Annotated in this window: 20 protein-coding genes; 12 read left to right on the forward strand and 8 right to left on the reverse strand. The window is 55.8% G+C overall.

Annotation, left to right across the window (positions count from 1 at the left end; all coding sequences use genetic code 11):
• Window positions 1–4: 4 nt before the first annotated feature.
• The 8 genes from ACTG20_RS20880 to ACTG20_RS20915 all read left to right on the forward strand — a co-directional run bounded on the left by ACTG20_RS20880 (window position 5) and on the right by ACTG20_RS20915 (window position 12,670).
• On the forward strand, window positions 5–3,409 hold the full coding sequence (locus ACTG20_RS20880) for a DEAD/DEAH box helicase family protein (RefSeq protein WP_194494890.1): 3,405 nt from the start codon (window positions 5–7) through the stop codon (window positions 3,407–3,409).
• Window positions 3,410–3,569: 160 nt separating this feature from the next.
• On the forward strand, window positions 3,570–5,210 hold the full coding sequence (locus ACTG20_RS20885) for a type I restriction-modification system subunit M (protein WP_194494891.1): 1,641 nt from the start codon (window positions 3,570–3,572) through the stop codon (window positions 5,208–5,210).
• A complete protein-coding gene (locus ACTG20_RS20890; RefSeq protein ID WP_194494892.1) occupies window positions 5,207–6,409 on the forward strand; it encodes a restriction endonuclease subunit S in 1,203 nt (400 codons plus the stop codon). Before ACTG20_RS20885 ends, ACTG20_RS20890 begins: the two co-directional genes overlap by 4 nt.
• 18 nt (window positions 6,410–6,427) lie before the next feature.
• Entirely contained in the window at window positions 6,428–7,900 is a 1,473-nt protein-coding gene (locus ACTG20_RS20895; protein WP_194494893.1) for an AAA family ATPase, read from the forward strand.
• Window positions 7,900–8,625 (forward strand): hypothetical protein, encoded by a 726-nt coding sequence (locus ACTG20_RS20900; RefSeq protein ID WP_194494894.1) that lies wholly within the window; start codon window positions 7,900–7,902, stop codon window positions 8,623–8,625. The genes ACTG20_RS20895 and ACTG20_RS20900 overlap by 1 nt, the downstream gene beginning before the upstream one ends.
• 762 nt (window positions 8,626–9,387) lie before the next feature.
• A complete protein-coding gene (locus ACTG20_RS20905) occupies window positions 9,388–10,932 on the forward strand; it encodes a hypothetical protein (RefSeq protein WP_194494895.1) in 1,545 nt (514 codons plus the stop codon).
• Between the two features lie 158 nt (window positions 10,933–11,090).
• Window positions 11,091–12,253, forward strand: a protein-coding gene (locus ACTG20_RS20910) for an IS3 family transposase (RefSeq protein ID WP_226327130.1) whose coding sequence is annotated in 2 segments (ribosomal slippage) — window positions 11,091–11,346 and window positions 11,346–12,253 — 1,164 coding nt in all. Because the reading frame shifts where the segments join, the coding sequence is not laid out codon by codon here.
• Window positions 12,254–12,427: 174 nt separating this feature from the next.
• Entirely contained in the window at window positions 12,428–12,670 is a 243-nt protein-coding gene (locus tag ACTG20_RS20915; RefSeq protein ID WP_194494896.1) for a helix-turn-helix domain-containing protein, read from the forward strand.
• A 321-nt stretch (window positions 12,671–12,991) separates the two neighbouring features.
• Here ACTG20_RS20915 and ACTG20_RS20920 read toward each other — a convergent pair whose 3' ends face one another.
• The gene (locus ACTG20_RS20920; RefSeq protein ID WP_194494897.1) at window positions 12,992–13,489 is read right to left on the reverse strand and encodes a GNAT family N-acetyltransferase; all 498 of its coding nucleotides are present in this window, start codon (window positions 13,487–13,489) and stop codon (window positions 12,992–12,994) included.
• Window positions 13,490–13,617: 128 nt separating this feature from the next.
• Complete coding sequence (locus ACTG20_RS20925) at window positions 13,618–14,439, reverse strand: HDOD domain-containing protein (RefSeq protein ID WP_005357745.1); 822 nt, start codon at window positions 14,437–14,439, stop codon at window positions 13,618–13,620.
• A 169-nt stretch (window positions 14,440–14,608) separates the two neighbouring features.
• On the opposite strand from ACTG20_RS20925, the gene ACTG20_RS20930 reads away from it, so the two are divergent.
• Complete coding sequence (locus ACTG20_RS20930; RefSeq protein ID WP_005348674.1) at window positions 14,609–14,875, forward strand: hypothetical protein; 267 nt, start codon at window positions 14,609–14,611, stop codon at window positions 14,873–14,875.
• Window positions 14,876–14,947: 72 nt separating this feature from the next.
• Here ACTG20_RS20930 and aphA read toward each other — a convergent pair whose 3' ends face one another.
• Window positions 14,948–15,667: an acid phosphatase AphA gene (gene aphA, locus ACTG20_RS20935; protein ID WP_005342927.1), complete on the reverse strand. Its 720-nt coding sequence runs from the start codon at window positions 15,665–15,667 to the stop codon at window positions 14,948–14,950.
• 106 nt (window positions 15,668–15,773) lie between these two features.
• Entirely contained in the window at window positions 15,774–16,448 is a 675-nt protein-coding gene (locus tag ACTG20_RS20940; RefSeq protein WP_194494937.1) for an adenine nucleotide alpha hydrolase, read from the reverse strand.
• Window positions 16,449–16,614: 166 nt separating this feature from the next.
• Here ACTG20_RS20940 and ACTG20_RS20945 point away from each other — a divergent pair, with 166 nt between their 5' ends.
• The 3 genes from ACTG20_RS20945 to ACTG20_RS20955 all read left to right on the forward strand — a co-directional run bounded on the left by ACTG20_RS20945 (window position 16,615) and on the right by ACTG20_RS20955 (window position 19,158).
• Window positions 16,615–17,934, forward strand: coding sequence for an MFS transporter (locus tag ACTG20_RS20945; RefSeq protein ID WP_439987384.1), 1,320 nt, complete (start codon window positions 16,615–16,617; stop codon window positions 17,932–17,934).
• A 138-nt stretch (window positions 17,935–18,072) separates the two neighbouring features.
• On the forward strand, window positions 18,073–18,795 hold the full coding sequence (locus ACTG20_RS20950) for a MarC family NAAT transporter (RefSeq protein WP_164537829.1): 723 nt from the start codon (window positions 18,073–18,075) through the stop codon (window positions 18,793–18,795).
• 159 nt (window positions 18,796–18,954) lie between these two features.
• Window positions 18,955–19,158 carry a hypothetical protein gene (locus ACTG20_RS20955; protein WP_005340062.1) on the forward strand — a complete coding sequence of 68 codons (204 nt, stop codon included), beginning with the start codon at window positions 18,955–18,957 and terminating at the stop codon, window positions 19,156–19,158.
• A gap of 131 nt (window positions 19,159–19,289) precedes the next feature.
• On the opposite strand, the gene tldD is transcribed toward ACTG20_RS20955, so the two are convergent.
• The 4 genes from tldD to ACTG20_RS20975 all read right to left on the reverse strand — a co-directional run bounded on the left by tldD (window position 19,290) and on the right by ACTG20_RS20975 (window position 22,641).
• Entirely contained in the window at window positions 19,290–20,738 is a 1,449-nt protein-coding gene (gene tldD, locus ACTG20_RS20960; protein WP_026035085.1) for a metalloprotease TldD, read from the reverse strand.
• Between the two features lie 133 nt (window positions 20,739–20,871).
• Window positions 20,872–21,705: a carbon-nitrogen hydrolase family protein gene (locus ACTG20_RS20965; protein WP_194494899.1), complete on the reverse strand. Its 834-nt coding sequence runs from the start codon at window positions 21,703–21,705 to the stop codon at window positions 20,872–20,874.
• A gap of 19 nt (window positions 21,706–21,724) precedes the next feature.
• A complete protein-coding gene (locus tag ACTG20_RS20970; protein ID WP_194494900.1) occupies window positions 21,725–22,312 on the reverse strand; it encodes a nucleotidyltransferase domain-containing protein in 588 nt (195 codons plus the stop codon).
• The gene (locus ACTG20_RS20975; RefSeq protein ID WP_194494901.1) at window positions 22,309–22,641 is read right to left on the reverse strand and encodes a Dabb family protein; all 333 of its coding nucleotides are present in this window, start codon (window positions 22,639–22,641) and stop codon (window positions 22,309–22,311) included. The genes ACTG20_RS20970 and ACTG20_RS20975 overlap by 4 nt, the downstream gene beginning before the upstream one ends.
• Between the last annotated feature and the right edge of the window lie 7 nt (window positions 22,642–22,648).

The following is a 22,648-nucleotide window of genomic DNA, read 5'->3' on the forward strand; positions in this document are numbered from 1 at the left end:
GACCATGCCAAACAAGTCACTGAACTTCGAAATGCTGCGCCGCAAATGGCCCGAGATAGCCGATCTGGGGGCGATGGCGGAGAGATATGTCTACAACGACCCGGAGACCTCACTGGTAAAACTGCGCAACATGGTCGAGTTGATCGTGCGTTGGATTTACCGGGAAGAGCGTTTGCCCCAAGGCTATCGACCCAACCTGTTCGATCTCATCAAGGACGATGTATTTGTCGACCTGATGCCAAAGCCCATTCACGGGAAACTCGATATCCTGCGCCAATACGGCAACAAAGCCGCTCACGGCGAGAAGTGCGAGCAGAAGCACTCGGTCTGGCTGCTCAAAGAGGGGTGGCTGATCGCCGCCTGGCTCTATATCCGCTACGACAACGGCAATCAGCAGGAATGTGGCAGTTTTACCCAGCCAGCGCAGCAACCCGTTGAACTTACAACGGATGCGTTGAAGATAAAGGCGCATGAGCTGGAAAAAGCCTGTGCCGCCCTCAAGGCTGCCGAAGAGCGTGAGATCGCTATTCTGCGTGACCTGCAGCAAGCCAAAGAGCAGGCCGACGAGCTCAAAGCTCGCCTAGAACAATCCCGTCTGAAGAACCAGCAAGCGGTCAGCCTGCTCGACATGAACGAGGCCGAGACTCGCCGCCGCCTTATCGATGCCCGCCTGCTCGATGCCAACTGGGATATCTCGGATGATGGCAGCGATACCGAACAAGTCAGTCAGGAAGAAGCCACCCTCAAGCAGCCCACCAAGACAGGTAAGGGGCGCGCTGACTATGTGTTGTGGGATGACAACCACCAGCCGCTGGCGGTGATTGAAGCGAAAAGCACTCAGGTCGATGCCGAAGCAGGACGCCAACAAGCCAAGCTCTATGCCGACTGGCTGGAGGAGAAATACGGTCAGCGCCCGGTCATCTTCTACACCAATGGCTACGACATCTTTATCTGGGATGATCATCCCTCTCATGGCTATCCACCGCGCCGCCTGTTCGGCTTCTACAGCAAGGCGAGCCTGCAACACCTGATCCAGCAGCGCACCAGCAAAAAGGATCTGTTGCAAACCCCCATCGACACCAATATTGCCGGGGGCGGCACTCGCCTCTATCAGTTGGAGTCCATTCGTCGCGTGGCGGAGTCATTCAGCAATAAAAAGCGCAGCGCCCTGATCGTGCAGGCCACCGGCACCGGCAAGACCCGCGTCTCCATCGCCCTGACCAAGTTGCTGCTCGATGCCCGCTGGGTGAAACGGGTGCTCTTTCTATGCGACCGTAAGGAGCTGCGCAAACAGGCCCGCAACGCCTTCAACGAATTTATCAGCGACCCTCTCTGCGTAGTCGGTTCCAGTGACAAGGCGACCCAGCAGACCGCCCGCATCTTTATCGCCACCTATCCCGGCATGCTCAATATCATGGAGCAGTTTGATGTGGGCTATTTCGATCTCATCGTGGCCGATGAATCCCACCGCTCCATCTACAACGTCTACGGGGATCTGTTCAAATACTTCGACTGCCTGCAAGTGGGCCTGACCGCGACGCCAGTCGAGATGGTTAGCCGCTCCACCTGCCAGCTATTCGGTTGTGACTACAAGATGCCCACCGCCGAATACTCGCTGGAAAAGGCCATCGAAGATGATCATCTGGTGCCCTACGAGGTGGTGACTCACACCACCAAATTCCTGCGCGAGGGGATCAAACGCGACAACCTGACCGATGAGCAAGTAGCTCAACTGGAAGATGACGGCATCGACCCCAACGAGCTCGATTTTGATGCCCAGAGCATCGACAAGGCCATCTACAACAAGCCGACCAATGCCGCCATCATGCGCAACTTGATGGAGAACGGCATCAAGGACAAGGATGGCCAGTTGCCGGGCAAGACCATCATCTTCGCCCGCAACCACCAGCATGCCCTCTTGCTGCAAGCCGTGTTCGATGAGCAATACCCCCAGTTTGCGGGTAAGTTCTGCCAGGTGATCGACAACTACGACCCCCGTGCCGAGCAGTTGATCGACGACTTCAAGGGCGATGGCAAAAACCACGACCTTACCATCGCCATCTCGGTAGACATGCTCGATACCGGCATCGACGTACCCGAAGTGGTCAATCTGGTCTTTGCCAAACCGCTGCGATCCAAGGTGAAGTTCTGGCAGATGATCGGGCGCGGCACCCGCCTGTGCAAAGATCTGTTCGGGCCGGGCAAGCACAAGGAGAAGTTCCGCATCTTCGATCACTGGGGCGTGTTCGACTACTTCGAGCAGGAGCCCGAAGAGGTGGAGCCTGCGGTCAGCAAATCCCTCGCTCAGCAACGCTTCGAGGCCTGGTTGCAACTAGGGCGAAGCGCCTTGAAGAAATTTGACCGGGATGCGCTCGACAAGGTGGCCCTGCTACTGCGCTCCCAACTCGATGCGCTGGATGACAGATCCATCTCGGTACAAGAGCGCTGGAAAGAGAAGGCACGCTTGAGCGATCCCAAGGTGCTGCGGCAATTTTCACCGGCTACCCAGCAGGCGTTGCTCACCGAAATGGCCCCCTTGATGCAGTGGCTCGATGTACGCGGCCAAGGTGATGCTCTGCGCTTTGATATGGACATGATCGCCGCCCAGCTGGCGCTCTATGACAACCCGGAGCAGTTGATGCAGAGCTACCACAAGGTGGCGGAAAAGGTGGAACTGCTGCCGCCCCATTTGGCGCAGGTACAGCAACACGGCGAACTGATCAATCAGTTGCGCGAGCTGCTCTGGTGGCAGCAGGCTGATTTCGATCAGCTGGAACACGCTCGCATCACCCTGCGCGACATCATGCACTTGATGGAGAAAACCCCCACTCCTTCAAGCCCGCCGCTGGTCACCAACATCAAGGAAGACGAGGGGGAGTATCAGACCGGTCAGCGCAAGACCAATATCAAATCAGTGGATTTCAAACTCTACCGCAAGCAGGTACAGGGCGTGCTGGAACCCCTGTTTGACAGCAACCGGGTGCTGCAAAAAATCCGTCGTGGTCAGCCGGTTACCGACCAGGAACTGGACGAACTGCGCAAACTGGTGCTGGTGCAAAACCCCAACGTCGATATCAAGGTACTGACCGACTTCTATCCCGAAGCCAGTGCAGGGCTCGACAAGATCCTGCGTACCCTGGTGGGGATGGATGGAGAGGCGGTGGCCGCGCGTTTCACCGCCTTCGCCGCTGAACATCACCTCAGTGCGGTTCAGATGCGCTTCCTCGATCTGCTGAAAAACCATATCCGCACCTTTGGCACCATCGAGATGAAACAACTATTCGAGCAACCTTTCACCTCGGTCAACAGTCAGGGGGTGGCCGGGGTTTTCCCCGATATGGCACAAGTCATGGCCCTCAAGGCCATCGTCGACGGGTTTGCCGTCGAAACCGGAAAGGCGGTGCCCTAAAAAGCGGAAGGGGCATCAATGCCCATCCTGCCAAAAATCGCGGTACAATCGCGGCCATTCCAATCTGGCACTGATGGCCCGCCCTGTGCGGGCCGCTTATTCTAGTCTGTTGGCCGCCCACTGACGCGCCAGCAGCCTCTCAATCTTGTATGGAACAATCATGATCACCGGCGAACTGAAAAGTAATATCGACAAGCTGTGGGAAGCCTTCTGGGTCGGTGGCATCACCAACCCGCTGACCGTGATCGAGCAGATCACCTTCCTGATGTACTCCCGCATGCTCGACATGCAGGAGAGCAAGGACGAGCAGCGGGAGATGCTGGCGGGCATTCCTTTCAAGCACCGCTTTGCCGAGTTCGAGCAGGATTATCGCTTCTCCCGCTACGCCAACCTAGGGGCGGACGAGATGTTGGAAACGGTACGCGATGGCGTCTTCGATCACTTCCGCAGCCTCAACCACGAGGGTTCCATCCTCAGCCACTTTATGAAGAATGCCCGGCTGGAGATCATCAACCCGAGACTACTGGTCAGCGCGGTGGAGATGCTCAAGTCCCTCCCCATTGACCAAGGTGACACCAAGGGCGATCTCTACGAATACCTGCTCTCCAAACTCACCACCGCCGGGATCAACGGCCAGTTCCGTACCCCGCGCCACCTCATTCGCGCCATGGTTGAGATGATGGAGCCCAACCCAGCTCGCCATGAACGGATCTGCGATCCTGCCTGCGGTACGGCGGGCTTCCTCTCCAACAGTTACGAATACATCGTCGAGCGCTACACCAGTGCCGACAACGTCCACAGTCAGGTCGTTGCCAACGAACGCGGCGAGCTGGAAGAGCAAAAAGTCTTCGCCGGGGATCTGCTCGCCGACTATCGCCACCACGTCGATACCGACATGTTCCACGGCTACGACTTCGACGCCACCATGCTGCGTATCGCCGCCATGAACCTCATCATGCACGGAGTCGAACAACCCGATATCCACTATCAAGACACCTTGAGCCAGGGCTTTAGCGAACGTTACCCAAACGCCAGCAACGAAGGCTTTCATCTGATCCTCGCCAACCCGCCCTTTACCGGCACTCTGGATGAAGAGGACATCGACCCCAAGCTGCTCGGCAAGGTCAAGACCAAGAAGACCGAACTGCTGTTTATCGCCCGCATCCTGCAAATGCTCAAAATCGGCGGGCGCAGCGCCACCGTCGTGCCGCAGGGGGTACTGTTCGGCTCATCCAAGGCCCATGTGCAACTGCGCGAGCTGCTGGTGGAGCACAACCAGTTGGAGGCGGTGATCAACCTCCCCTCCGGCGTGTTCAAGCCCTACGCCGGGGTCGCCACCGCAATCCTCATCTTCACCAAGGGCGGCGCCACCAGCAATGTCTGGTTCTATGACCTGCAAAACGACGGCTACAGCCTCGATGACAAGCGGAGCCCAATAAGCCAGAACGATCTGCCCCATCTGGTCTCAAGCTGGCAGCACTACCGCAAGCAGGCTCATATGCCGGTCGGCAACTTTATCGGCCACCAGCTCAGCCGCCAGCTCGCCGAGCAGTTCCCCAATAACGAGCATCTGAAAGACGAGAGGGGCGTTGAACGGGACTATCAGGATCGCACCCAGAAAGCCTTTATCGTGCCCAAGGCCGAGATAGCCGCCCAGAAATACGATCTCTCCATCAACCGTTATAAAGAGGTGGTCTATCAGGAGGAGAGCTATGAAGATCCCAAGATGATTTTGGGAAAATTAAAGGCACTGGAAGCAGAAATTCTGGCTGATTTGAATGAGCTGGAGAACATGCTATGAAGTGGCCGATGGTGAAATTGGGCGAGCTTGCGACTCATATCAGAAACGGAGTGTCTATAAAACAGTCTCCTGATGCTGGTGGGTTAAAAATAACTCGCATAGAAACGATTGCCGAACGTAAAGTGAATTTAAATAAGTGTGGCTATGCGGATCTAACTGAAAATGATTATATAGATTTTCGCCTCAAGAAAGGTGATATATTAATTAGCCATATTAACAGTGAAAGCCATTTAGGTAAGTGCGCCATATTTGAAGAGGAAAGAAATGATATCATTCATGGTATGAATTTACTTTCTTTTCGTCCTAATCGTAAAATAGAGCCTAAATATCTATATTATGCGTTGTCTAGTGACAGCTTCTTGATGAAGTTAAAGAAAATAACAAAAAAATCAGTAAATCAAGCAAGTTTCAATGTTACCTCTTTTAAAGAGCTGGAGATTCCACTCCCCCCACTCGAGGAGCAAAAGCGTATTGCTGCGATTCTGGATAAGGCCGACGCCATCCGCCAGAAGCGCCAACAAGCCATCGCCCTCGCCGATGACTTTCTGCGTAGCGTCTTCCTCGATATGTTTGGCGATCCCGTCACCAATCCGAAGGGATGGGATGTAAAGCCATTAGACTTTTTCTCACCAAATAAAGGCGACATTGTTGACGGCCCTTTTGGGTCAAGCGTCAACACAAAAGTAGATTATATTGAAGAAGGTGAAATCCCTGTCATTAGAACAAAAAACGTATCTGAAAATGGAACATTTATTAGTAACGATCTAAAATTTATGAATAGAGAAAAGTACCTAACTATCAGGAGAAGCGCTGTTGTTCCTGGCGATATAATCTTAACCAAAGTTGGTACTATTGGAAATGTTTGTATATTTCCCTCAAAATATCCAGAGGCCGTTTTGTCCACCACAGGAAGTTGCAGGATAAGATTAGATGAGTCTCGGATTAATAAGACGTACTTCTATTATTTTCTTCGCTACTACAAACCTAAAATGTTGGAAGTGGCATCCGCTGGCGTTCAACCTTTTTTAAACATGACACACATTAAGAGTTTTTTAGTGCCTACCCCGGATTTAGCCATGCAAAAACAATTCGAGGGAATAACAAAAAAGATAGAGTCTATGTCTAAAAAACTTAGCGACTCAGTCAAATTACCAATTGTCGATTCACTTTATCAAAAAGCCTTCTCCGGACAGTTATAACGGCATTGGGAGTATAGGATGAAAATTAACGCACTGACCCTAGGCGGGTTTAAGGGAATTGCCCAGCAGGCCCATATTCCCTTGGCCCCAATCACCCTGCTATTTGGAGCCAATAGTACCGGCAAGAGCACCGTGCTACAGGCGCTACTCTATCTCTATGAAATCATTGTCGAGCGCAATTTTGATCCGCAATACAGCTCCATTACCGGTGAGCAGCTCTGGCTGGGCGGCTTTCATAATCTGGTGCATGGAAAAGATCTCACCAATACCATCACCCTTGGTGCAACGCTGGACTTCCGGGATGGTGTCGCAGATATCTGGCACGATTTTCTTACCCCCCCAGAAGATTGGCTGCTTGAAACCAACTTACACTACGGGCCAGAGGCGACCGCGGACATCATCTCATTTGAGCTGGATATCAGCTGGGATGACTTCAAACACAGGGCTTTCGTCAGCCGCTTCGAGTGCTCAAGCCAAGGGCAAACCTACCTACGGTTTGAGGTGCAAGCGGGCAAACCCGATGTGGCTATTACTCACTATGCTCCACTTCCCCATTGGTACATCGATGAGGCCTTTGAGTTAGGAAATGTTTTTGCTTCCGGCCAGTGGGAAACCGTATATATCCGAGGCCAAGATGCCCTCCCCCCCGTTACCAGACGAATTGACTTGTCTGGAGCCCAAGTCGCATGGGAAGAAATTTACCCTGATCATCCGTTGGCAGCTCGTCTGTTTGTCGAAGCAGCACTATCGCAAGCCGCACTGGCACCACTTCGACTCCTGGGCCAAAAGCTGCTCCACTTGCTCCATATCGGCCCATTGAGAATTGTGCCTGGAAGAGGAACTGTGCTTGAAAGCAGGCCCAAGAGTAGCCGCTGGTACGATGGCACGGCAGGCTGGGATCACTTTGCTTTTGGTTCTGATGGGTATCGCAAGCAGGTTAATCAGTGCTTCAACCATGTGGATTTGCTCAATTCCAGTTATCACTTCAAAGCCAGCTTTCAAGGAGAGGCTCCGCTACAACAGCGTCAGGTGCAATTAACCGAAGCTAATGCCAATACACCGCTGCGCCCTTGTGATGTCGGTGTCGGAGTATCTCAAGTATTCCCCTTTATTGCCGCCACCAGTCTGGAACAATCTGGCGTGATGGTCTCTTGCGAACAACCCGAGCTGCATATCCACCCCAGATGGCAGCTCAGCCTCGCCGATATGATGCTGAACGCCTGCCGCAAGGATCCAGAACGGATGTTTTTGGTAGAAACCCATAGCGAGCACCTGATGTTAAGGCTGCTTAAGCGACGCCGCCAATCCGCAGAGGGTGACATCACTGATAATCACAGCTGTTATTGCCGCAAAGAAGATATCCAGATTATTTTCTGCGAGCAGGAGAACGGAAAAACGCGCCTGCTGCCGATCAAGACAACTGACGAAGGGGAATTTGATGCCCCTTGGCCAAATGGTTTCTTTGCTGAACGCCGGGGGGAGCTGTTCTAATGCTGCATCTCGAATTTGCTATCTCCCCGAACCAAATCCGAAATATGGCCGACCTCAACCTGTTAGAGGCCCGTTTGGGATTTGATAAAGGAGCGGTTCTCTCGCGCTTCCCTGAAAACTGGCTTAAAGAGGTATCAGACCACCTTGCCACTGCGTTAAATGCCCAGCAGATAGATAAAGCAACAGAGAAACTCCTCAGGATCAAAGAGTCACGCTTGGTTAGCTTTAACCGTGAATACGCGGGAGCGCCATGGCGTGAAGCTGCAGTGGACAGCCATCAAGCCCAACCTTTCCACCGTGTTGTTGACGGAACGACAGATAATCGCCCGCACTACATCGCTAACTGGCAAGACCTTGATGATGACGATTTTGATTTCAATACTCAGTTTAATCGTGACGCGACATCACTTGCTGGAGCGGCCAAGGCCTTATTACTGAATGCCGAAAAGGTAACTATCTATGACAACTACATTTGCCCAACACGCCCTGGCTGTCGAAAAACTCTGCTAGAAATAATGCGTTTTTGCCTGAAGCCTGTTGAGCTCCATGTATTTTCCGAGGAAGAGAGAAAGCCAGGTAGAACACAACGAGAGCAAGCATTGGCGCACTTCCAAAGAGATTTACCTGCAAATGTCTCTCTATTCTGGTACTGGTTGGGCGATGCTGGAGACGGTCTTTTGCATCAACGCGGCTTATTCACGGGCAAGGGGGGGGGTTATCTATGATAGAGGCTTCGAGGAGCCTCGAGATCTAGACCAACGAAGAACACCAACCACGATCACCCCGATGCCTCGCGATCTGCTAGAAGACCGTTCTCGCCTATTTAATCCTGCGCAGCTTGGTGCTGGGCTATCTCTTGTTGGGTCTGCATGGCAATCACATCCATAGCACGTACAGTCACCAACTGAAGCGGCCGACCATTTCGTTCGATTGAGTGGTCAGGTGATTTAGATCATTACAAACCTAGGCACCATCTGGGTTGATCCGGTTGCCACCGCTTCCGAAGCGTTGCCCTCAGGGTTGGCTGCGCACAGTTGTTCATGCTTAGATCAAGAAAATGGATTACCTCATCTGTGTCGAATTGCGTGCGCCAAGCCTAGGTCGGTGCACGGTTACTATACACCTAGCATTGTGACTCAGTTGTCGAACACGCCATATCCCTTTGCTCAGCGAGGAAAAATCAACCTAACACGAGATGGACGGTTGAAAATCTTCGTCGCCAACTCTCCGAAAGACAGAGTATCGAGCCCTAGATAGACTCAAGGCTCCACTGAAACAAGCAGGAGCATCTTATGTCAAAGTCGGGAAAAGGCGTTCAACATCCACACAATGCCAACCATCACGCCAATCAGCTAAACCCCAACAAGGGGAGCAATGGCACCAATCAGGCCAATACTAAGGTACACGGAAACCGTGGCAAACAACTGAACCCCAACCAGAAATAAAAGTGGCGCCTGGCAAGCCAGGCGCTTATCAGGAGATTCAATATGACGGCCGGTTTTCCAACCCTGGGGGAAGTTGTCAAGTATTCCTTCAAGGCTACAGGGATCATTCCAAGCAAGTATGAACATGCTCACTCATTAAGTGACAAAGAGAAAAAGAAATATCAGAAAGCGCTGGAAAGGCTTACTGCAGAAGAGGGAAATATCAATAAGAGTTTTCAAGAGCTGGGCGATGTATTTATTCAAATCCTCTCTGCCAGCATAAAAAATCGCAAGGTATTGCAGGTTATTTCAGATGTTATCGGAGACCTTGTTCTGGTTTATGGTAATGTCATTACCGATGATGGCACCTATCAGGACACAAAAGGCAGCCTGCGCTGGATATTATCTTCATATTTTATTCCCAGATTGGTAGTCTCCCTTCACAAACATCCGGCACGCATCAATCTTGCCAGTGAGGCTCTTAGTTCCCCTGCGGAGCCATACTGGTTTTTGCCCACGACTGACGATAACTCGGTCACTTGGCCACTCGGCAAGGCAATGACATGGGTATATCAGCTAAGCGGCGTAAATCAGACCCAGTTTCACTATCCCTCCGAGGGGGCTAAGAGCAATGATCACTTGAAGGCTAATCAACTGGATAGTGCCCAGAACTGGATCACCGGCAAACATATTCCCAGCTGGGAGGCGTTGCAGCGCAATTTCATGCAAGCGCTGGAAGCTTATCCCCATCTGGCCGAGCAGAAAGAGAGCATATTGTTGACCCTGTTTGTGGCAAGGGTCGCCACCATCATTAGTCAGGACATTGATGAGCTCTATGGTCGAGATTATCTGAATGAGTTACTTGCTCAATTCAAACAACATACCGACTGGCTCAAAGGTCCAATGGCGACGCTTTCTCATTTTTTTGACGAGATGGCACATCACCCCCAAATCCCGTCTGAAATGCTGGACAGTATCCATGCTAACTACACAGAGCGTTTCTGGCGTGAAAGAGCCGATGTCATGGTTGATGCCGCTAATCACATTCAGTCCATTATTATGGAAGCCCCCTATAACTTGTCCGCAGAACAACAGGCGTGGTTTTTGATCCACTATGGTGAAGATGTAGTGGGGCCTGTCTTCGATTTTTTTGATAGGCAACAACAGCAAAGAAAACATATCCCGGAAGGATTCATCGAGTGCCTTGCCGAATTTCTTGAGCTTAAAAAAACCAACTGCGAGCCATCCGAGGTGGACAGGTTTATCGCAAAGCTAGAGAGCTACCAGTTATCATCTGTCTGTGCCTGGATGGTGCCCTGGTTGCGAGCCGAGACCCTTTTTCATGCCAACGATTGGCCCGGCATTTATCGGGAACTGTCGAGCGCATTTGATGCAGCGAAATATGCAGCAGGCCAAAATCAGCGCCCTCTGCTCAATCACTATCTGGAGGCATGTGCCAAAAATAATAAATGGCGTGAATTTAAAAAGGGGGTCGCCTGGGCTCAATATCTGGGTATCAAGGTGCGCTTTCTGGGGCAGGATGAACCTAGCGATGACAATATGCGTTATGTCTTCGGCTTGATGCGGAACGGTTATATTGCTTGGTGAGACGAGCGGTTAGCTTGAGCCTCCGCCCCCTCTGCGGGGGCTATAAGCTCCCCACATAAGGGTAAGAGCTCCACATATATGGGCTGGAACTGTAGTGGTCTAATCATCCCGGACACCATTTTAGGTGGTACAGTCGCCACCATGACCTGAGGTGTTCAATGACAAGATTACGTCGCTCATTTACTGCCGAATTCAAACTCGAAGCCGCATCCCTGGTGCTCGACCAGGGATATTCTGTCCCTGAAGCCAGCCGTTCACTGGATGTCGGTGAAACAGTGCTCCGTCGCTGGGTTCAGCAACTGCAATCCGAACGCAGTGGCACAACCCCAACTAATAAAGCGCTGACACCAGAGCAGCAGAAAATTCAGGAGCTGGAAGCCCGTATCAACCGGCTCGAACGTGAAAAGGACATTCTAAAAAAGGCTACTGCTCTCTTGATGGCGGACGAGTTCACACGTACGCGCTGATAGACCAATTAAGAGAGCAAGCCCCCATCACCTTGGTCTGCTGCGCTTTCGATGTTCCAACATCCTGCTTTTACGACTATCTGGCTCGCAGGCGGACGATTAACCGTGAACGTATGCAACAGCGCTGTGAGTTGCGCCGGTTGTTCAAAGCGAGCCGGAACTCAGCGGGCAGCCGCGCCTTGATGTCGATGATGCGGGAGTTGGGGTATCAGATTGGTCGATTCAAAGTACGTAACCTGATGAAGGAAGCCGGGCTGGTATCCAAGCAACCGGGCGCTCATCGCTATCAGGTTGCTCGGTCTGAACGACCGGACATTCCCAATCTGCTGGCCCGCGAATTTGATGTCCAGCAACCCAATCAGGTGTGGTGTGGCGATATCACCTACGTCTGGGCAGGTGGTCGCTGGCATTATCTGGCAGCGGTTCTTGACCTGTATACCCGGCGGGTCGTGGGCTGGGCGATGTCAGATAAACCAGATGCCGAGCTGGCCATCAAAGCACTTGAGATGGCGTATCAGCAACGAGGTTGCCCTTCTGGTGTGCTATTTCACTCTGACCAGGGCTGCCAATATGGTAGCCGGGCATTTCGGCAACGACTGTGGCGCTATCGCATGACCCAGAGTATGAGTCGGCGTGGCAACTGCTGGGATAACGCCCCGATGGAACGGTTGTTCAGAAGCCTGAAGTCAGAGTGGCTCCCGGCTATGGGATATATGAGCTTGCGGGAAGCAAAGCGGGATATCAGTTATTACCTGATGGATTACTACAACTGGCGGCGTCCACATCAACACAATGACGGGATGACGCCAGCAAAAGCCGAGGTTCGGCCTAACCAAGTGTCCGGATTTAGTTGACAACTACAAACTCCACATATAGTCATCCTGTGATAGCTGATCGGGGACAGGCGGGCCCAGTCAGCCTTGGGTTGTATCTCAGCAAATCCACCCATTGAGCGATGTCTGGTATGACCCATGGGAGGAGTACTCCACCAATGTGTTATCAGTACCCCCATTAAAGAAGAAACAACCATGAGCAATGACAAAATCTACTTTCCCCATGAGGTGATCGTACTGCAATTCGAGCAGGGTCTTTCACTGCTGGCGGCCTGGCGCAACTACCGGGGCCTGAGTCAGACTGATTTGGCTGAGCTGGTGGGTATTTCGCTGAGTGAGCTGGTGGCCTTGGAGCAACCTGACTACCAACTCACCCGCCAGCAGCTCGCACTACTGGCAGAGGCTCTCAACATTCAGCACGAACACCTGACCGATTAGCAAAGCAGTTTGGTCCTGCTTTACCGAGACTATAACTAGCTTGAGTTTTTAGTTGCGGGGTTTAGCGTGGGGTTTAAAAGAAATACGAGACAAAAATAAAAAACAATAACCATTAAAATCATTTAGTTATAGAAAGTGACAGAGTTCTCCATCGAAGACCTCAACTGATCCTGCCTGCCCTCCGGCAGCGCCCGATGCAGACAGGCCGCAACTCACGGCGGCCTCTTTGCTTCTCTCAAGCCTTTAGCCAGACCCGGCCTCTTGCTTGTCACTCAGCCTGACAGCTACCTCGCCATTCGCTTTTCTGCTCTCTGACCTTGATCACTGCTCCAGCAGCAGGCACTCATCTGCATCTTCGCTCAACTTGACCAGTCGACTGCGCACCAGCCCCAGCTTGGCCAGCAGGCCGATGGATCGCTCGTTGCCCGGAGTGACGATGGCGACCACCTGCCCGATCCCCAACCGGCTTTTGCCATCGGCAAGGGCGGCCTGCGCCGCTTCAATGGCGTAGCCATGCCCACGATATTGCGGCAGGAAGGCGTAACCGATATCGACCAGCTCCAGGGTGTCGCGCTTGATCAAACCGCAGATACCGAGGCTGGCACCGTCCTCCTTGCGCTCCACCAGATAGAGTCCGTGACCATAGCGGGCATAGCTGACCGCCGGCCCCTGCTGGATATACTCCTGCGCCTGTTCGAGGGTACGAATGCCCCGATCACCGATGTAACGATAAAAGTCGCCGTCATTGAGCAGCTCAAGGATGAAGGGGGCGTCGGTGGCGATCATTTCGCGCAGGATCAGGCGGGCGGAGGCAATCATGGCACGGGCTCTCAAACGGAAAGTGAAGGGCAAAGAGTGCCCCGTCACTCCCGGGCTGGCAAGCCTGTGGCATCATCGGCCATGAAAAAGGGGCCATGTTGGCCCCTGATGAGATGGGATAAACGGGCTCAGGCAGCCAGCAATCCGGCATAGCCATTACCCTGCTCGCGCAGTGCAGTGAACTGGGCGGCGCAATCGGCCCAGCTCAGCCCCAACGCGTCTGCCACCTTGTGGGGCCACTCGGGCGGCGCCTCTTCCCCCACATCAGATTGCGCAGCCAGCACGATCGCCAGATGGATCAACCCTGCCTCGGCGGAGAACTCCTTGGCCAGCATGGGGTTGTAGTGATACTCCACTGCATTGCTGATGGTCTCGGGGAACTTCCAGTATCGCGCCATGGCGGCACCGACCTGGGCATAGTTGAAGCCAACCACCAGCTCTTCCGCCTTGGCCCGCCCCTTGTGCAACTCCAGATCGTGAATGTGGTGGACAGTGTTTTCCGGCAAGCCTACGTGCATCACCAAGCGGCCGAGATCGTAGAGCAGGGCGCAGGTAAAGACCTCATCCCCCTTCATCCCCTTCTTCACCGCCAGACGACGCGCCAGCTCCGCCACGTTGAAGACGCAGCCCCAGAAATGTTTGAGGTCAATGCCGGGCACCGCAGTGACCGATTCGGTGAGCCCGCAGGCCAGCACCATGTTGCGCACCATCGCCAGTCCAAGCCGCACCGCGGCTTCATTGACGGTGCCGATCTGACGACTGCTGCCGAATTTGGCCGAGTTGGCCAGCCGCAGCAACTTGGCGGAGATGACAGGGTCCTTGTTGATCAACTTGCTGATCTTGAGCAGATCCGGATCCTTTTCATTGAAGGTCTGGATCAAATCCCGCATCACTTCCGGGATCTGGGGCAGTAGCTTGGGCTCGGCCAGCAGGGAATCTATCGTGGGCATAGGCGTGTCCATCCATGTTATCTGTGTTCCAACCTGTTTGCCTTGGCAAACTCCTCCTAATTATGGGTAACAAATGGCCTCCCCATCGGATTGTTTATTCGCTGGCCATTCAAAGTGTTAGCCCCATTCAGGCTATACTGGCCGCCACATTCACTGTTGCGGATATCCCATGAACGACACTCAGGAATTTTTTGACGAAGACGCGCTGCTGGAGATGGTGGAGAACCAGCTCAACGATGGTCACCCGCCCCATGTGAAGGCGACCCTGATGCGGTTGGTGATGAAGGGCACCCCGCGGGAAGAGGCGCTGCAATATATCGCCTGCGCCCTCGGGGCCGAGCTGATGGCGATGGAGGCCGATCAGGGCCCCTTCAATCTGACCCGTTACGGCGAGTTCCTCGACAGCCTGCCCGAGATGCCGTGGGCAGACGATTGACCCGAGCAGGATGACGGATGCAAAAGGGCGGGTGCCAATGGCCCCGCCCTTGTTGCATGGATCCTCTCCGGATCAGAACTGGGAGTTGATGATCACCTCTTCCCCCAGCGCCCCTGCCAACGGCAGTGGCCGATAGCTGGAGTTGGCGGCCCGCAGCAGACGAATGCCGCGAATGCCGACCTCCTGCGCCGCCTTGATATCCCCATCGGCGTCGCCGTAGAAGAGCTTCATCTGCTTATCCTTGAGCCACTGCACCTTGGTGTTCTGGCCCGGCTGATCACCGGCGAAGATCACCGGATTAAGCTGGTCGGCCGGAATATTCATGGTCTGCTGCAAGGTCTGGCTCACGGTTTCGGTCTTGGTGGCCGAGCGGCCGGTGACGAAATAGATGTGGTCTCCGCGCTTGAGATGCATGGCGATAAGCGCCTTGCCCACCTCTTTCGGCATGCTGAACGCATCCCAGCCGTTATTCATCTTCTCCCAGAAGGCGGGGTTCTTCAGATAGCTCTCGTCGTTGGGGGAGAACTCCTGTTTGCCGCGATAAAAACCCGGGCTGGAGAAGAGCAGGGTATCGTCGATATCAAACCCGACCGCCATCGGGGGCAGGCCATCCAGACTCTTGGCAATCTGCTCCACCGATACCCAGTGGATCGGTGCCTGCTGGGCCAAGGTGACGGTGGTGACACCGGCAGGGATAGGCTGAACGGTAGCGGCTTGACCCGCCACAGCAGGCAGAGAGAGGGCGGCAGCCAGCAAGGAGGCAAGCAGCGCCGGACGAGAGATGTGTTTCATAAGGCAGGTTGTCATCTTGAATCAAAAGAGGGGGCACATAGTGTCCCCATTCCGCCTCTCAAATCTGTGAATGCTCCTGCAAAAGGGAGCATTTGACCCCCGATAATTAATCTTCGATTGGCAGCAGATCGGTAAAGACAAAGCCGTCGCGCAGCACTGTCTCGCCGACCCGAATGCCGAGCGGGCGAGAGAACATGGGGCCATCATAGGCCAGGGTGTGAAACTCGCCGTTCTCGCCGCACGGATCGACCCCCGCCGGCAACGCCGCCAGCAGCACCTCGTCAAAGTCGTGGCCACCCAGGCTGGCATCCAGCTTGTTCGGGTCGAGAGCACTGATCCGCGCCTTCAACCCAGCGGCTACCATCTGCGGCGCCAGTTCACGGGTATTGCTGCCCCAGAGCGGGAACAGTGGTTCGATGCCTGTGCCTGCCAGCTGCTTTTCACGGTAGGCTCGCACATCCTCGAGGAACAAGTCGCCAAAGGCCATATGGCGGATCCCCTGTGCCACCACATCGGCGATAAAGCCGGTCATGATGCGGGCGTAATCCTCGTTGCTGCAGGGCCAGGGCAGATCGATGGTGATGAGGGGCAGCCCGACGCAGGCGGCCTGCTCGGTCAACAGCTGCTTGCGCACCCCGTGCATCGCCACCCGCTCGAATGCCTGATTGAGGGTGGTAAACAGCCCCACCACCTCAATGGCGGGATCTTGCCGCAACTGATGCAGTGCCCATGCGCAATCCTTGCCGCTGCTCCAGGAGAGCAGTACCCGTTTCTTTTCCATCATTCCTCCGCCAGCGGGGCACTCGGATTGCCCCAAAAAGATGCAAGACAGTGTTGCGAATTGCGCGATTTACACACAAGAGGCAGGCAGCATACTCTCGATCACCTGTATATGCCCCTTATCCGGGGCGACAATAACTAAAAAAACCGATGGGAAACATACGGATATGACCACAAGCACACAACAACATGATCACGCCCGCCCCCTCAATCGACAGGATTACAAAACCCTGAGTCTGGCTGCCCTCGGCGGCGCGCTGGAGTTTTACGACTTCATCATCTTCGTCTTCTTCGCCGTGGTCATCGGCGAGCTGTTCTTCCCGGCAGATATTCCCGAGTGGCTGCGCCAGTTTCAGACCTTCGGCATCTTCGCCGCCGGTTATCTGGCCCGCCCGCTTGGCGGCATCATCATGGCCCACTTTGGCGATCTCATCGGTCGCAAGCGGATGTTCACCCTCAGCATCATCATGATGGCGCTGCCAACCCTGTTGATCGGTCTGCTGCCCACCTATGGGGTGCTCGGCATCGGCGCCCCCATCGCCCTGCTGGGACTGCGGATCCTGCAAGGCGCCGCCATCGGCGGTGAAGTGCCGGGCGCCTGGGTATTTGTCGCCGAGCACGTGCCCGCCCGGCGGGTCGGGGTTGCCTGCGGCACGCTCACGGCGGGATTGACGGCCGGCATCCTGCTCGGCTCCCTGATCGCCACTGCGGTCAACAAGAGCCTGACCCCGGCCGAAGTGAGTGACTGGGGCTGGCGAGTGCCCTTCCTGCTCGGCGGTATCTTCGGCATCGTCGCCATGTACCTGCGTCGCTGGTTGCACGAAACCCCGGTCTTCGCCGAGATGCAAGCCAACAAGACCCTGGCCGATGAGCTCCCCCTCAAGTCGGTGCTGCGCAACCACAAGAGCAGCGTGGTGGTCTCCATGCTGCTCACCTGGCTGCTCTCCGCCGGTATCGTGGTGGTGATCCTGATGACCCCCACCTATCTGCAGAAGGTCTATGGCATCAGCCCGGCTGACGCCCTGACCGCCAACTCGCTGGCGATCGTGGCCCTGACCCTCGGCTGCATCGTTTATGGTCGACTGATCGACCTGCTGGGCAGCGGTCTCACCTTCATGTTCGGCTCCCTGCTGCTGGCGGGCTCCAGCTACGCCTTCTATCACGGTCTGGCGGCTGGTACGAGCCAGCTGGTGCCGCTCTACATGCTGGCAGGCTTTGCGGTCGGGATTGTCGGCGCCGTGCCTTACGTGATGGTCAACGCCTTCCCACCGGTGGTGCGCTTCTCCGGTCTGTCATTCTCCTACAACGTGGCCTACGCCATCTTCGGCGGCCTCACCCCGATGGCGGTGACCCTCTGGATGAAGAGCGACATGCTGGCCCCCTCCCACTATGTGGTAAGCCTGTCGGTGCTGGGTTTCGCCATCGGTCTCTGGCTCTGGTTCCAGCAACGGGCCATCCGGCAGCAGCAAGCGCCGCAAGCGGCCTGACCCGAACAACAAGCCCCGGTATCTGCCGGGGCTTTTTTGTACTGCTTATGTTCAGTTTCGCCAGCATAAGATAGCCTCCCTCTGGGGCCTGCCACCCGCATCGCCCCATGACGTCCAACTCTTTATCCGAGGCTCAAGATGTTCTTTCAGGTCGTATTACTCACCTTGCTGGCGCTGCTGCCCATGGTCAACCCGCCCACCACGGCCACCCTGCTGCTGGGACTGAGCAAGGGGATGTCGCGCGAACACGTGCGCCGTCAGGTCAATCTGGCCGCCATCTATCTGTTCTGCACCCTCTGCATCACCTTCTTTATCGGATCCTCGATCCTGGATCTGTTCGGGATCTCCATTCCGGGCTTGCGCCTGGCCGGTGGCCTCATCATCGGCTTTATCGGCTTTCGCATGCTGTTCCCCGCCCCCAGCCAGCAGAGCGGGGTCGATATAAACCAGAGCATTGCCTTCGTACCGCTCACCATGCCCAGCATGTGCGGGCCGGGTACCATGGCGCTGGTAATAAGCGGGGCAGCCCAGATTGCCGAGCTGCCTGACGAGTACAACCGCCTCACCATCTACGCCGGTGTGGTAACGGCGTTTGCCCTGATGAGCCTGATCAGCTGGGGAGTATTGAAGCTGGCGGATCCGGTCTGCAAGATCCTGGGCGCCACCGGCATCGATGCCATGACCCGCATCATGGGCTTCCTGCTGGTCTGCATGGGTATGCAGTTTTGCATCAACGGCATCAAGGAAGTGGCACAGGATCCGGTCTTCCACGGCGGCCAGGCTGTGCAAACCGCACCGGCGCAACCAAAGGCTGCCGGCACGTTTGATCAGTTGCCGCAGAAGCCCACCGGCCCTGATTGAAAACGGTATCAAAAAGTCCCTGACGATCTGCACTGATCTTGTCCCTGATCATGTTATTGACACACAAATGAGTTAGTTTGTTTTTCATACAGACTTTATTCAGATGGACGCTGATAGGTTTGTTGATGAATACCCACTCAACTTCAGGAGAGTATGCAGATGGACAAGATGCTGACCGAAATAGGGAGCCATAGCCTGTTTCACGAGTACCTGAACGTGGTTGGGATTGCGAGCCCATCCCTCGCCAAGATCGAGCAACGCTGGGAATATAAAGATCAAGAGCAGCTGGTTGCCAAAATCCAGATCGACAAACAGGGTAACGCTCGCTATTTCATCGACGCCCGCGCCATATCCGTCAACTGATACCGAATAACCCGCCAGCCCCGGTCCAACGACCGGGGCTTTTTGTTGTCTGTGGTTCCCTGAATAGCAAAACCCCGGCAAGGGCCGGGGTTTGAATACATCGGGTTACGCCGCTGCGCGGCTAACCCAACCTACGACGTGCCACCCACGGTGAGCTGGTCCAGTTTGAGGGTGGGTTGACCGACACCGACCGGCACGCTCTGCCCCTCCTTGCCGCAGATGCCGACACCGCGATCCAGCGCAAGGTCGCTACCCACCATGGAGACCTGGCTCATCGCCTCGGGGCCGTTGCCGATCAGGGTTGCGCCCTTGATGGGAGCGGTAATCTTGCCATCCTCGATGAGGTAAGCCTCGGAGGCGGAGAAGACAAACTTGCCGGAGGTGATGTCCACCTGACCGCCGCCGAAGTTGGGGGCATAAATGCCCTTCTTCACCGAGGCGATGATCTCGGCCGGATCGTACTGACCCGCCAGCATGTAGGTGTTGGTCATGCGCGGCATCGGCATGGCAGCGTAGGATTCGCGGCGCCCGTTGCCGGTGAGTGGCACGCCCATCAGGCGAGCGTTCTGCTTATCTTGCAGATAACCCTTGAGGATACCGTTCTCGATCAGCACGTTGTAGCCACCCGGCGTCCCCTCGTCATCGATGGAGACGGAACCACGGCGACCCGGCAAAGTGCCATCATCGACGATGGTACAGTGTTTGGAAGCCACCTGCTCGCCGATGCGGCCAGCAAATGCGGAAGATCCCTTGCGGTTGAAATCCCCCTCCAGACCATGACCCACCGCTTCGTGCAGCAGCACGCCGGGCCAGCCGGAGCCCAACACCACCGGCATGGTACCGGCTGGCGCGTCGATGGCTTCGAGGTTGACCAGCGCCTGACGCACCGCTTCACGCACATAGCCAAAGGCGCGGCTCTCCAGCCCGTCCAGTTCGAGGAACCAGTCGTAACCAAAGCGCCCGCCGCCACCGGCACTGCCACGCTCGCGGCGATCGCCCTTCTCGGCAATCACAGTCACCGACAGACGCACCAGCGGACGCACATCGGCGGCCAGGGTGCCGTCGGTCGCGGCCACCAGCACCTCTTCGTAGACGCCGCTGATGGAGGCCATCACCTGATTGATGGCGGGATCCAGACTCCTGGCGAACTTGTCCATCTGCTCCAGCAGGGCAATCTTCTGGTGCTTGTCGAGGGTCTGCAGCGGATCCATGGCCGGATAGAGCAGGTTCGCTTCGGTGCGCGCCCATGCCTTCACCTTGCCGTGAGCACCGGCAGCGGCGATGCCGCGGGCGGCAGTCACCGACTGTTGCAGCGCCAGCAGGCTCAGCTCGTCCGAGTAGGCGAAGCCAGTCTTCTCGCCGCTGACGGCGCGCACCCCCACACCCTGATCGATGTTGTAGCTGCCATCCTTGACGATGCCATCTTCCAGCATCCAGGACTCGTGCCAGCTGCGCTGGAAATAGAGATCGCCGAACTCCACCTGATGGCTCATCAGGCTGCCGAGCAGCTGCTGCAGGCGCCCTTCGTCGAGGTCGTTCGGGGCCAACAGGGAGGCACTAACCTGGCTCAATAGACTCAATCTTCTTCTCCACTCTCGTAACGAGCTGTTTTAAATCGTCTTGCCGACGGGTTGGCGACAAGCCACACCATCACAACAAACGGGTATGCTCCAGCACGGGCAAACGGCTGCGTTTCAATTTTTCACCACACCATCAGAGCAAACGGGCGTGTTGCAGCACTGGCATGGTGCGATGCAATTCGTCGATAAGCCCGGGCTCCATCTTCGCCAGCACTGTGCCGCGCCCGGACTCTTTGCTCGCCAGCACCCGGCCCCAAGGATCGATCACCATGCTGTGGCCCCAGGTCTGGCGCCCCGTCTCGTGAGTGCCGCCCTGATTGGCCGCGACTACGTAGCACTGGTTTTCGATGGCGCGGGCCCGCAGCAGCGGCTCCCAGTGCGCCTCGCCGGTCACGGCGGTAAAGGCGGCAGGCACCAGCAGCACGCGGGCACCGGCACGGGCCAACTGGCGGTAGAGCTCGGGAAAGCGCAGATCATAACAGATCGAGAGGCCGAGGGGACCAAAGGGGGAGTCCACCAACACAGGCGACTCGCCGGGGCTGAAGGTCTCCGACTCCCGATAGCGGCCGTGATTATCCGCCACATCTACGTCGAACAGGTGGATCTTGTGGTAGTGGCCCCTGAGCTCACCGCTTGGATCAAACACCAGCGAGCTGGTGTGGATATGGTCTGAACCGGCGATGGTGGTCGGCATGGCTCCGGCCACCAGCCAGATGCCGTAATCGCGGGCCCATTCAGCCAGTTGCTGCTGGATGGGCGCGGCTCCGCCCAGATCGGGGCTGGGGTCGGGGCCAATTGCCTCGGCACCATCCAGATAGCCCTGCCGTTCGCCAAACAGGGCAAAGTTCTCCGGCAGCAGCACCAGCAGCGGCCGCTCTTTGGGCAAGGCCGCCAGTTCAGTGGCGATCTGCTGCCGGTTATCCTGCCAGTGACGGCCAGATACCAGCTGTATTGCGGCTAACCACATGACGTTCTCCTTGTCCGCATTAATCGCGATCCACAATATTCGGGTCTTTATCCATCTCGGCCAGCAGCTTGCGAAGATGATGCCGGACCAATCCCCGCTGCCCCCGCTCAGCCCATTTGAGGCAATCAAACAACTCCCACACCAGGCCATCCCCTTCGGCCATATAGGCAGGAAAGTCCCAATGGCTTGGGGCAAGGCCAGATACCTCAAGCGCACCAAGGGAGGAAGTTTTATCGAACAGTGGCAAATAAGGTTTGGCAAGGGGGAACTCAGCCCCCCGATCAAGGATGTGGATCTCGATGCTGGACATATCGAGGAATATGAAGCGCCAGTATGAACAGACCTCTTCATGTCTTCCTTGCCAGCAGTGAAAGATGGGCCGCCCCCCCACAATGGTGCGCACCAGTTCGTCTCCCTGCTTATGGAAGCCCGGCTCGGCCAGCAACAAGAGATCGACATCGGATACCCGGTCTGCCTTGCCCTTGGCGAGCGACCCAACCACTACCCCGGCATCAATCGCAGGATGGGCTGCGCCATGTTGCATAACCGACTCCAGCAGTGCGCGCTGCAGTGGCGGGATGGCAGCCCAGTGCTCATCCACCATCATAACGGCCCCTCTGACACAACCCGATCCCCCGCCTGCAGGGTGTAATCCAGCACTATGATGCGCTCCAGCACCGGACGGAAGATAGCCTTGAGGGCATCGTGATCCGGATGGGGCAGATAGCGTTGGCGAGCCGCTTCGTCGGCGAAGGTCATCAGTACGCTGTGGGTAAACCCCTCGGCCCGCCCCTCCGGGCTGTCATTCTCCCCCCACTCCACGGCGGTCACGCCGCTGACCTGATGGGGAATGGCGAGAAAGGCGGTACGCACCGCATCTATCTGGGCAGGCTGGGTGCCCGGCTTGAAGGCGATCAGCAGGATATGTCGGATCATGGCTCAC

The organism is Aeromonas sp. 84A, from assembly GCF_051919345.1.
GTDB classification, from domain to species: domain Bacteria; phylum Pseudomonadota; class Gammaproteobacteria; order Enterobacterales; family Aeromonadaceae; genus Aeromonas; species Aeromonas veronii.

What these genes read in the sequence shown, in the direction of transcription:
- ACTG20_RS20880 (WP_194494890.1), top strand. Translation starts at nt 5, where the DNA reads ATGCCAAACAAGTCACTGAACTTCGAAATGCTGCGCCGCAAATGGCCC.
- ACTG20_RS20885 (WP_194494891.1), top strand. Translation starts at nt 3,570, where the DNA reads ATGATCACCGGCGAACTGAAAAGTAATATCGACAAGCTGTGGGAAGCC.
- ACTG20_RS20890 (WP_194494892.1), top strand. Translation starts at nt 5,207, where the DNA reads ATGAAGTGGCCGATGGTGAAATTGGGCGAGCTTGCGACTCATATCAGA.
- ACTG20_RS20895 (WP_194494893.1), top strand. Translation starts at nt 6,428, where the DNA reads ATGAAAATTAACGCACTGACCCTAGGCGGGTTTAAGGGAATTGCCCAG.
- ACTG20_RS20900 (WP_194494894.1), top strand. Translation starts at nt 7,900, where the DNA reads ATGCTGCATCTCGAATTTGCTATCTCCCCGAACCAAATCCGAAATATG.
- ACTG20_RS20905 (WP_194494895.1), top strand. Translation starts at nt 9,388, where the DNA reads ATGACGGCCGGTTTTCCAACCCTGGGGGAAGTTGTCAAGTATTCCTTC.
- ACTG20_RS20915 (WP_194494896.1), top strand. Translation starts at nt 12,428, where the DNA reads ATGAGCAATGACAAAATCTACTTTCCCCATGAGGTGATCGTACTGCAA.
- ACTG20_RS20920 (WP_194494897.1), bottom strand. Translation starts at nt 13,489, where the DNA reads ATGATTGCCTCCGCCCGCCTGATCCTGCGCGAAATGATCGCCACCGAC.
- ACTG20_RS20925 (WP_005357745.1), bottom strand. Translation starts at nt 14,439, where the DNA reads ATGCCCACGATAGATTCCCTGCTGGCCGAGCCCAAGCTACTGCCCCAG.
- ACTG20_RS20930 (WP_005348674.1), top strand. Translation starts at nt 14,609, where the DNA reads ATGAACGACACTCAGGAATTTTTTGACGAAGACGCGCTGCTGGAGATG.
- aphA (WP_005342927.1), bottom strand. Translation starts at nt 15,667, where the DNA reads ATGAAACACATCTCTCGTCCGGCGCTGCTTGCCTCCTTGCTGGCTGCC.
- ACTG20_RS20940 (WP_194494937.1), bottom strand. Translation starts at nt 16,448, where the DNA reads ATGGAAAAGAAACGGGTACTGCTCTCCTGGAGCAGCGGCAAGGATTGC.
- ACTG20_RS20945 (WP_439987384.1), top strand. Translation starts at nt 16,615, where the DNA reads ATGACCACAAGCACACAACAACATGATCACGCCCGCCCCCTCAATCGA.
- ACTG20_RS20950 (WP_164537829.1), top strand. Translation starts at nt 18,073, where the DNA reads ATGTTCTTTCAGGTCGTATTACTCACCTTGCTGGCGCTGCTGCCCATG.
- ACTG20_RS20955 (WP_005340062.1), top strand. Translation starts at nt 18,955, where the DNA reads ATGGACAAGATGCTGACCGAAATAGGGAGCCATAGCCTGTTTCACGAG.
- ACTG20_RS20965 (WP_194494899.1), bottom strand. Translation starts at nt 21,705, where the DNA reads ATGTGGTTAGCCGCAATACAGCTGGTATCTGGCCGTCACTGGCAGGAT.
- ACTG20_RS20970 (WP_194494900.1), bottom strand. Translation starts at nt 22,312, where the DNA reads ATGATGGTGGATGAGCACTGGGCTGCCATCCCGCCACTGCAGCGCGCA.
- ACTG20_RS20975 (WP_194494901.1), bottom strand. Translation starts at nt 22,641, where the DNA reads ATGATCCGACATATCCTGCTGATCGCCTTCAAGCCGGGCACCCAGCCT.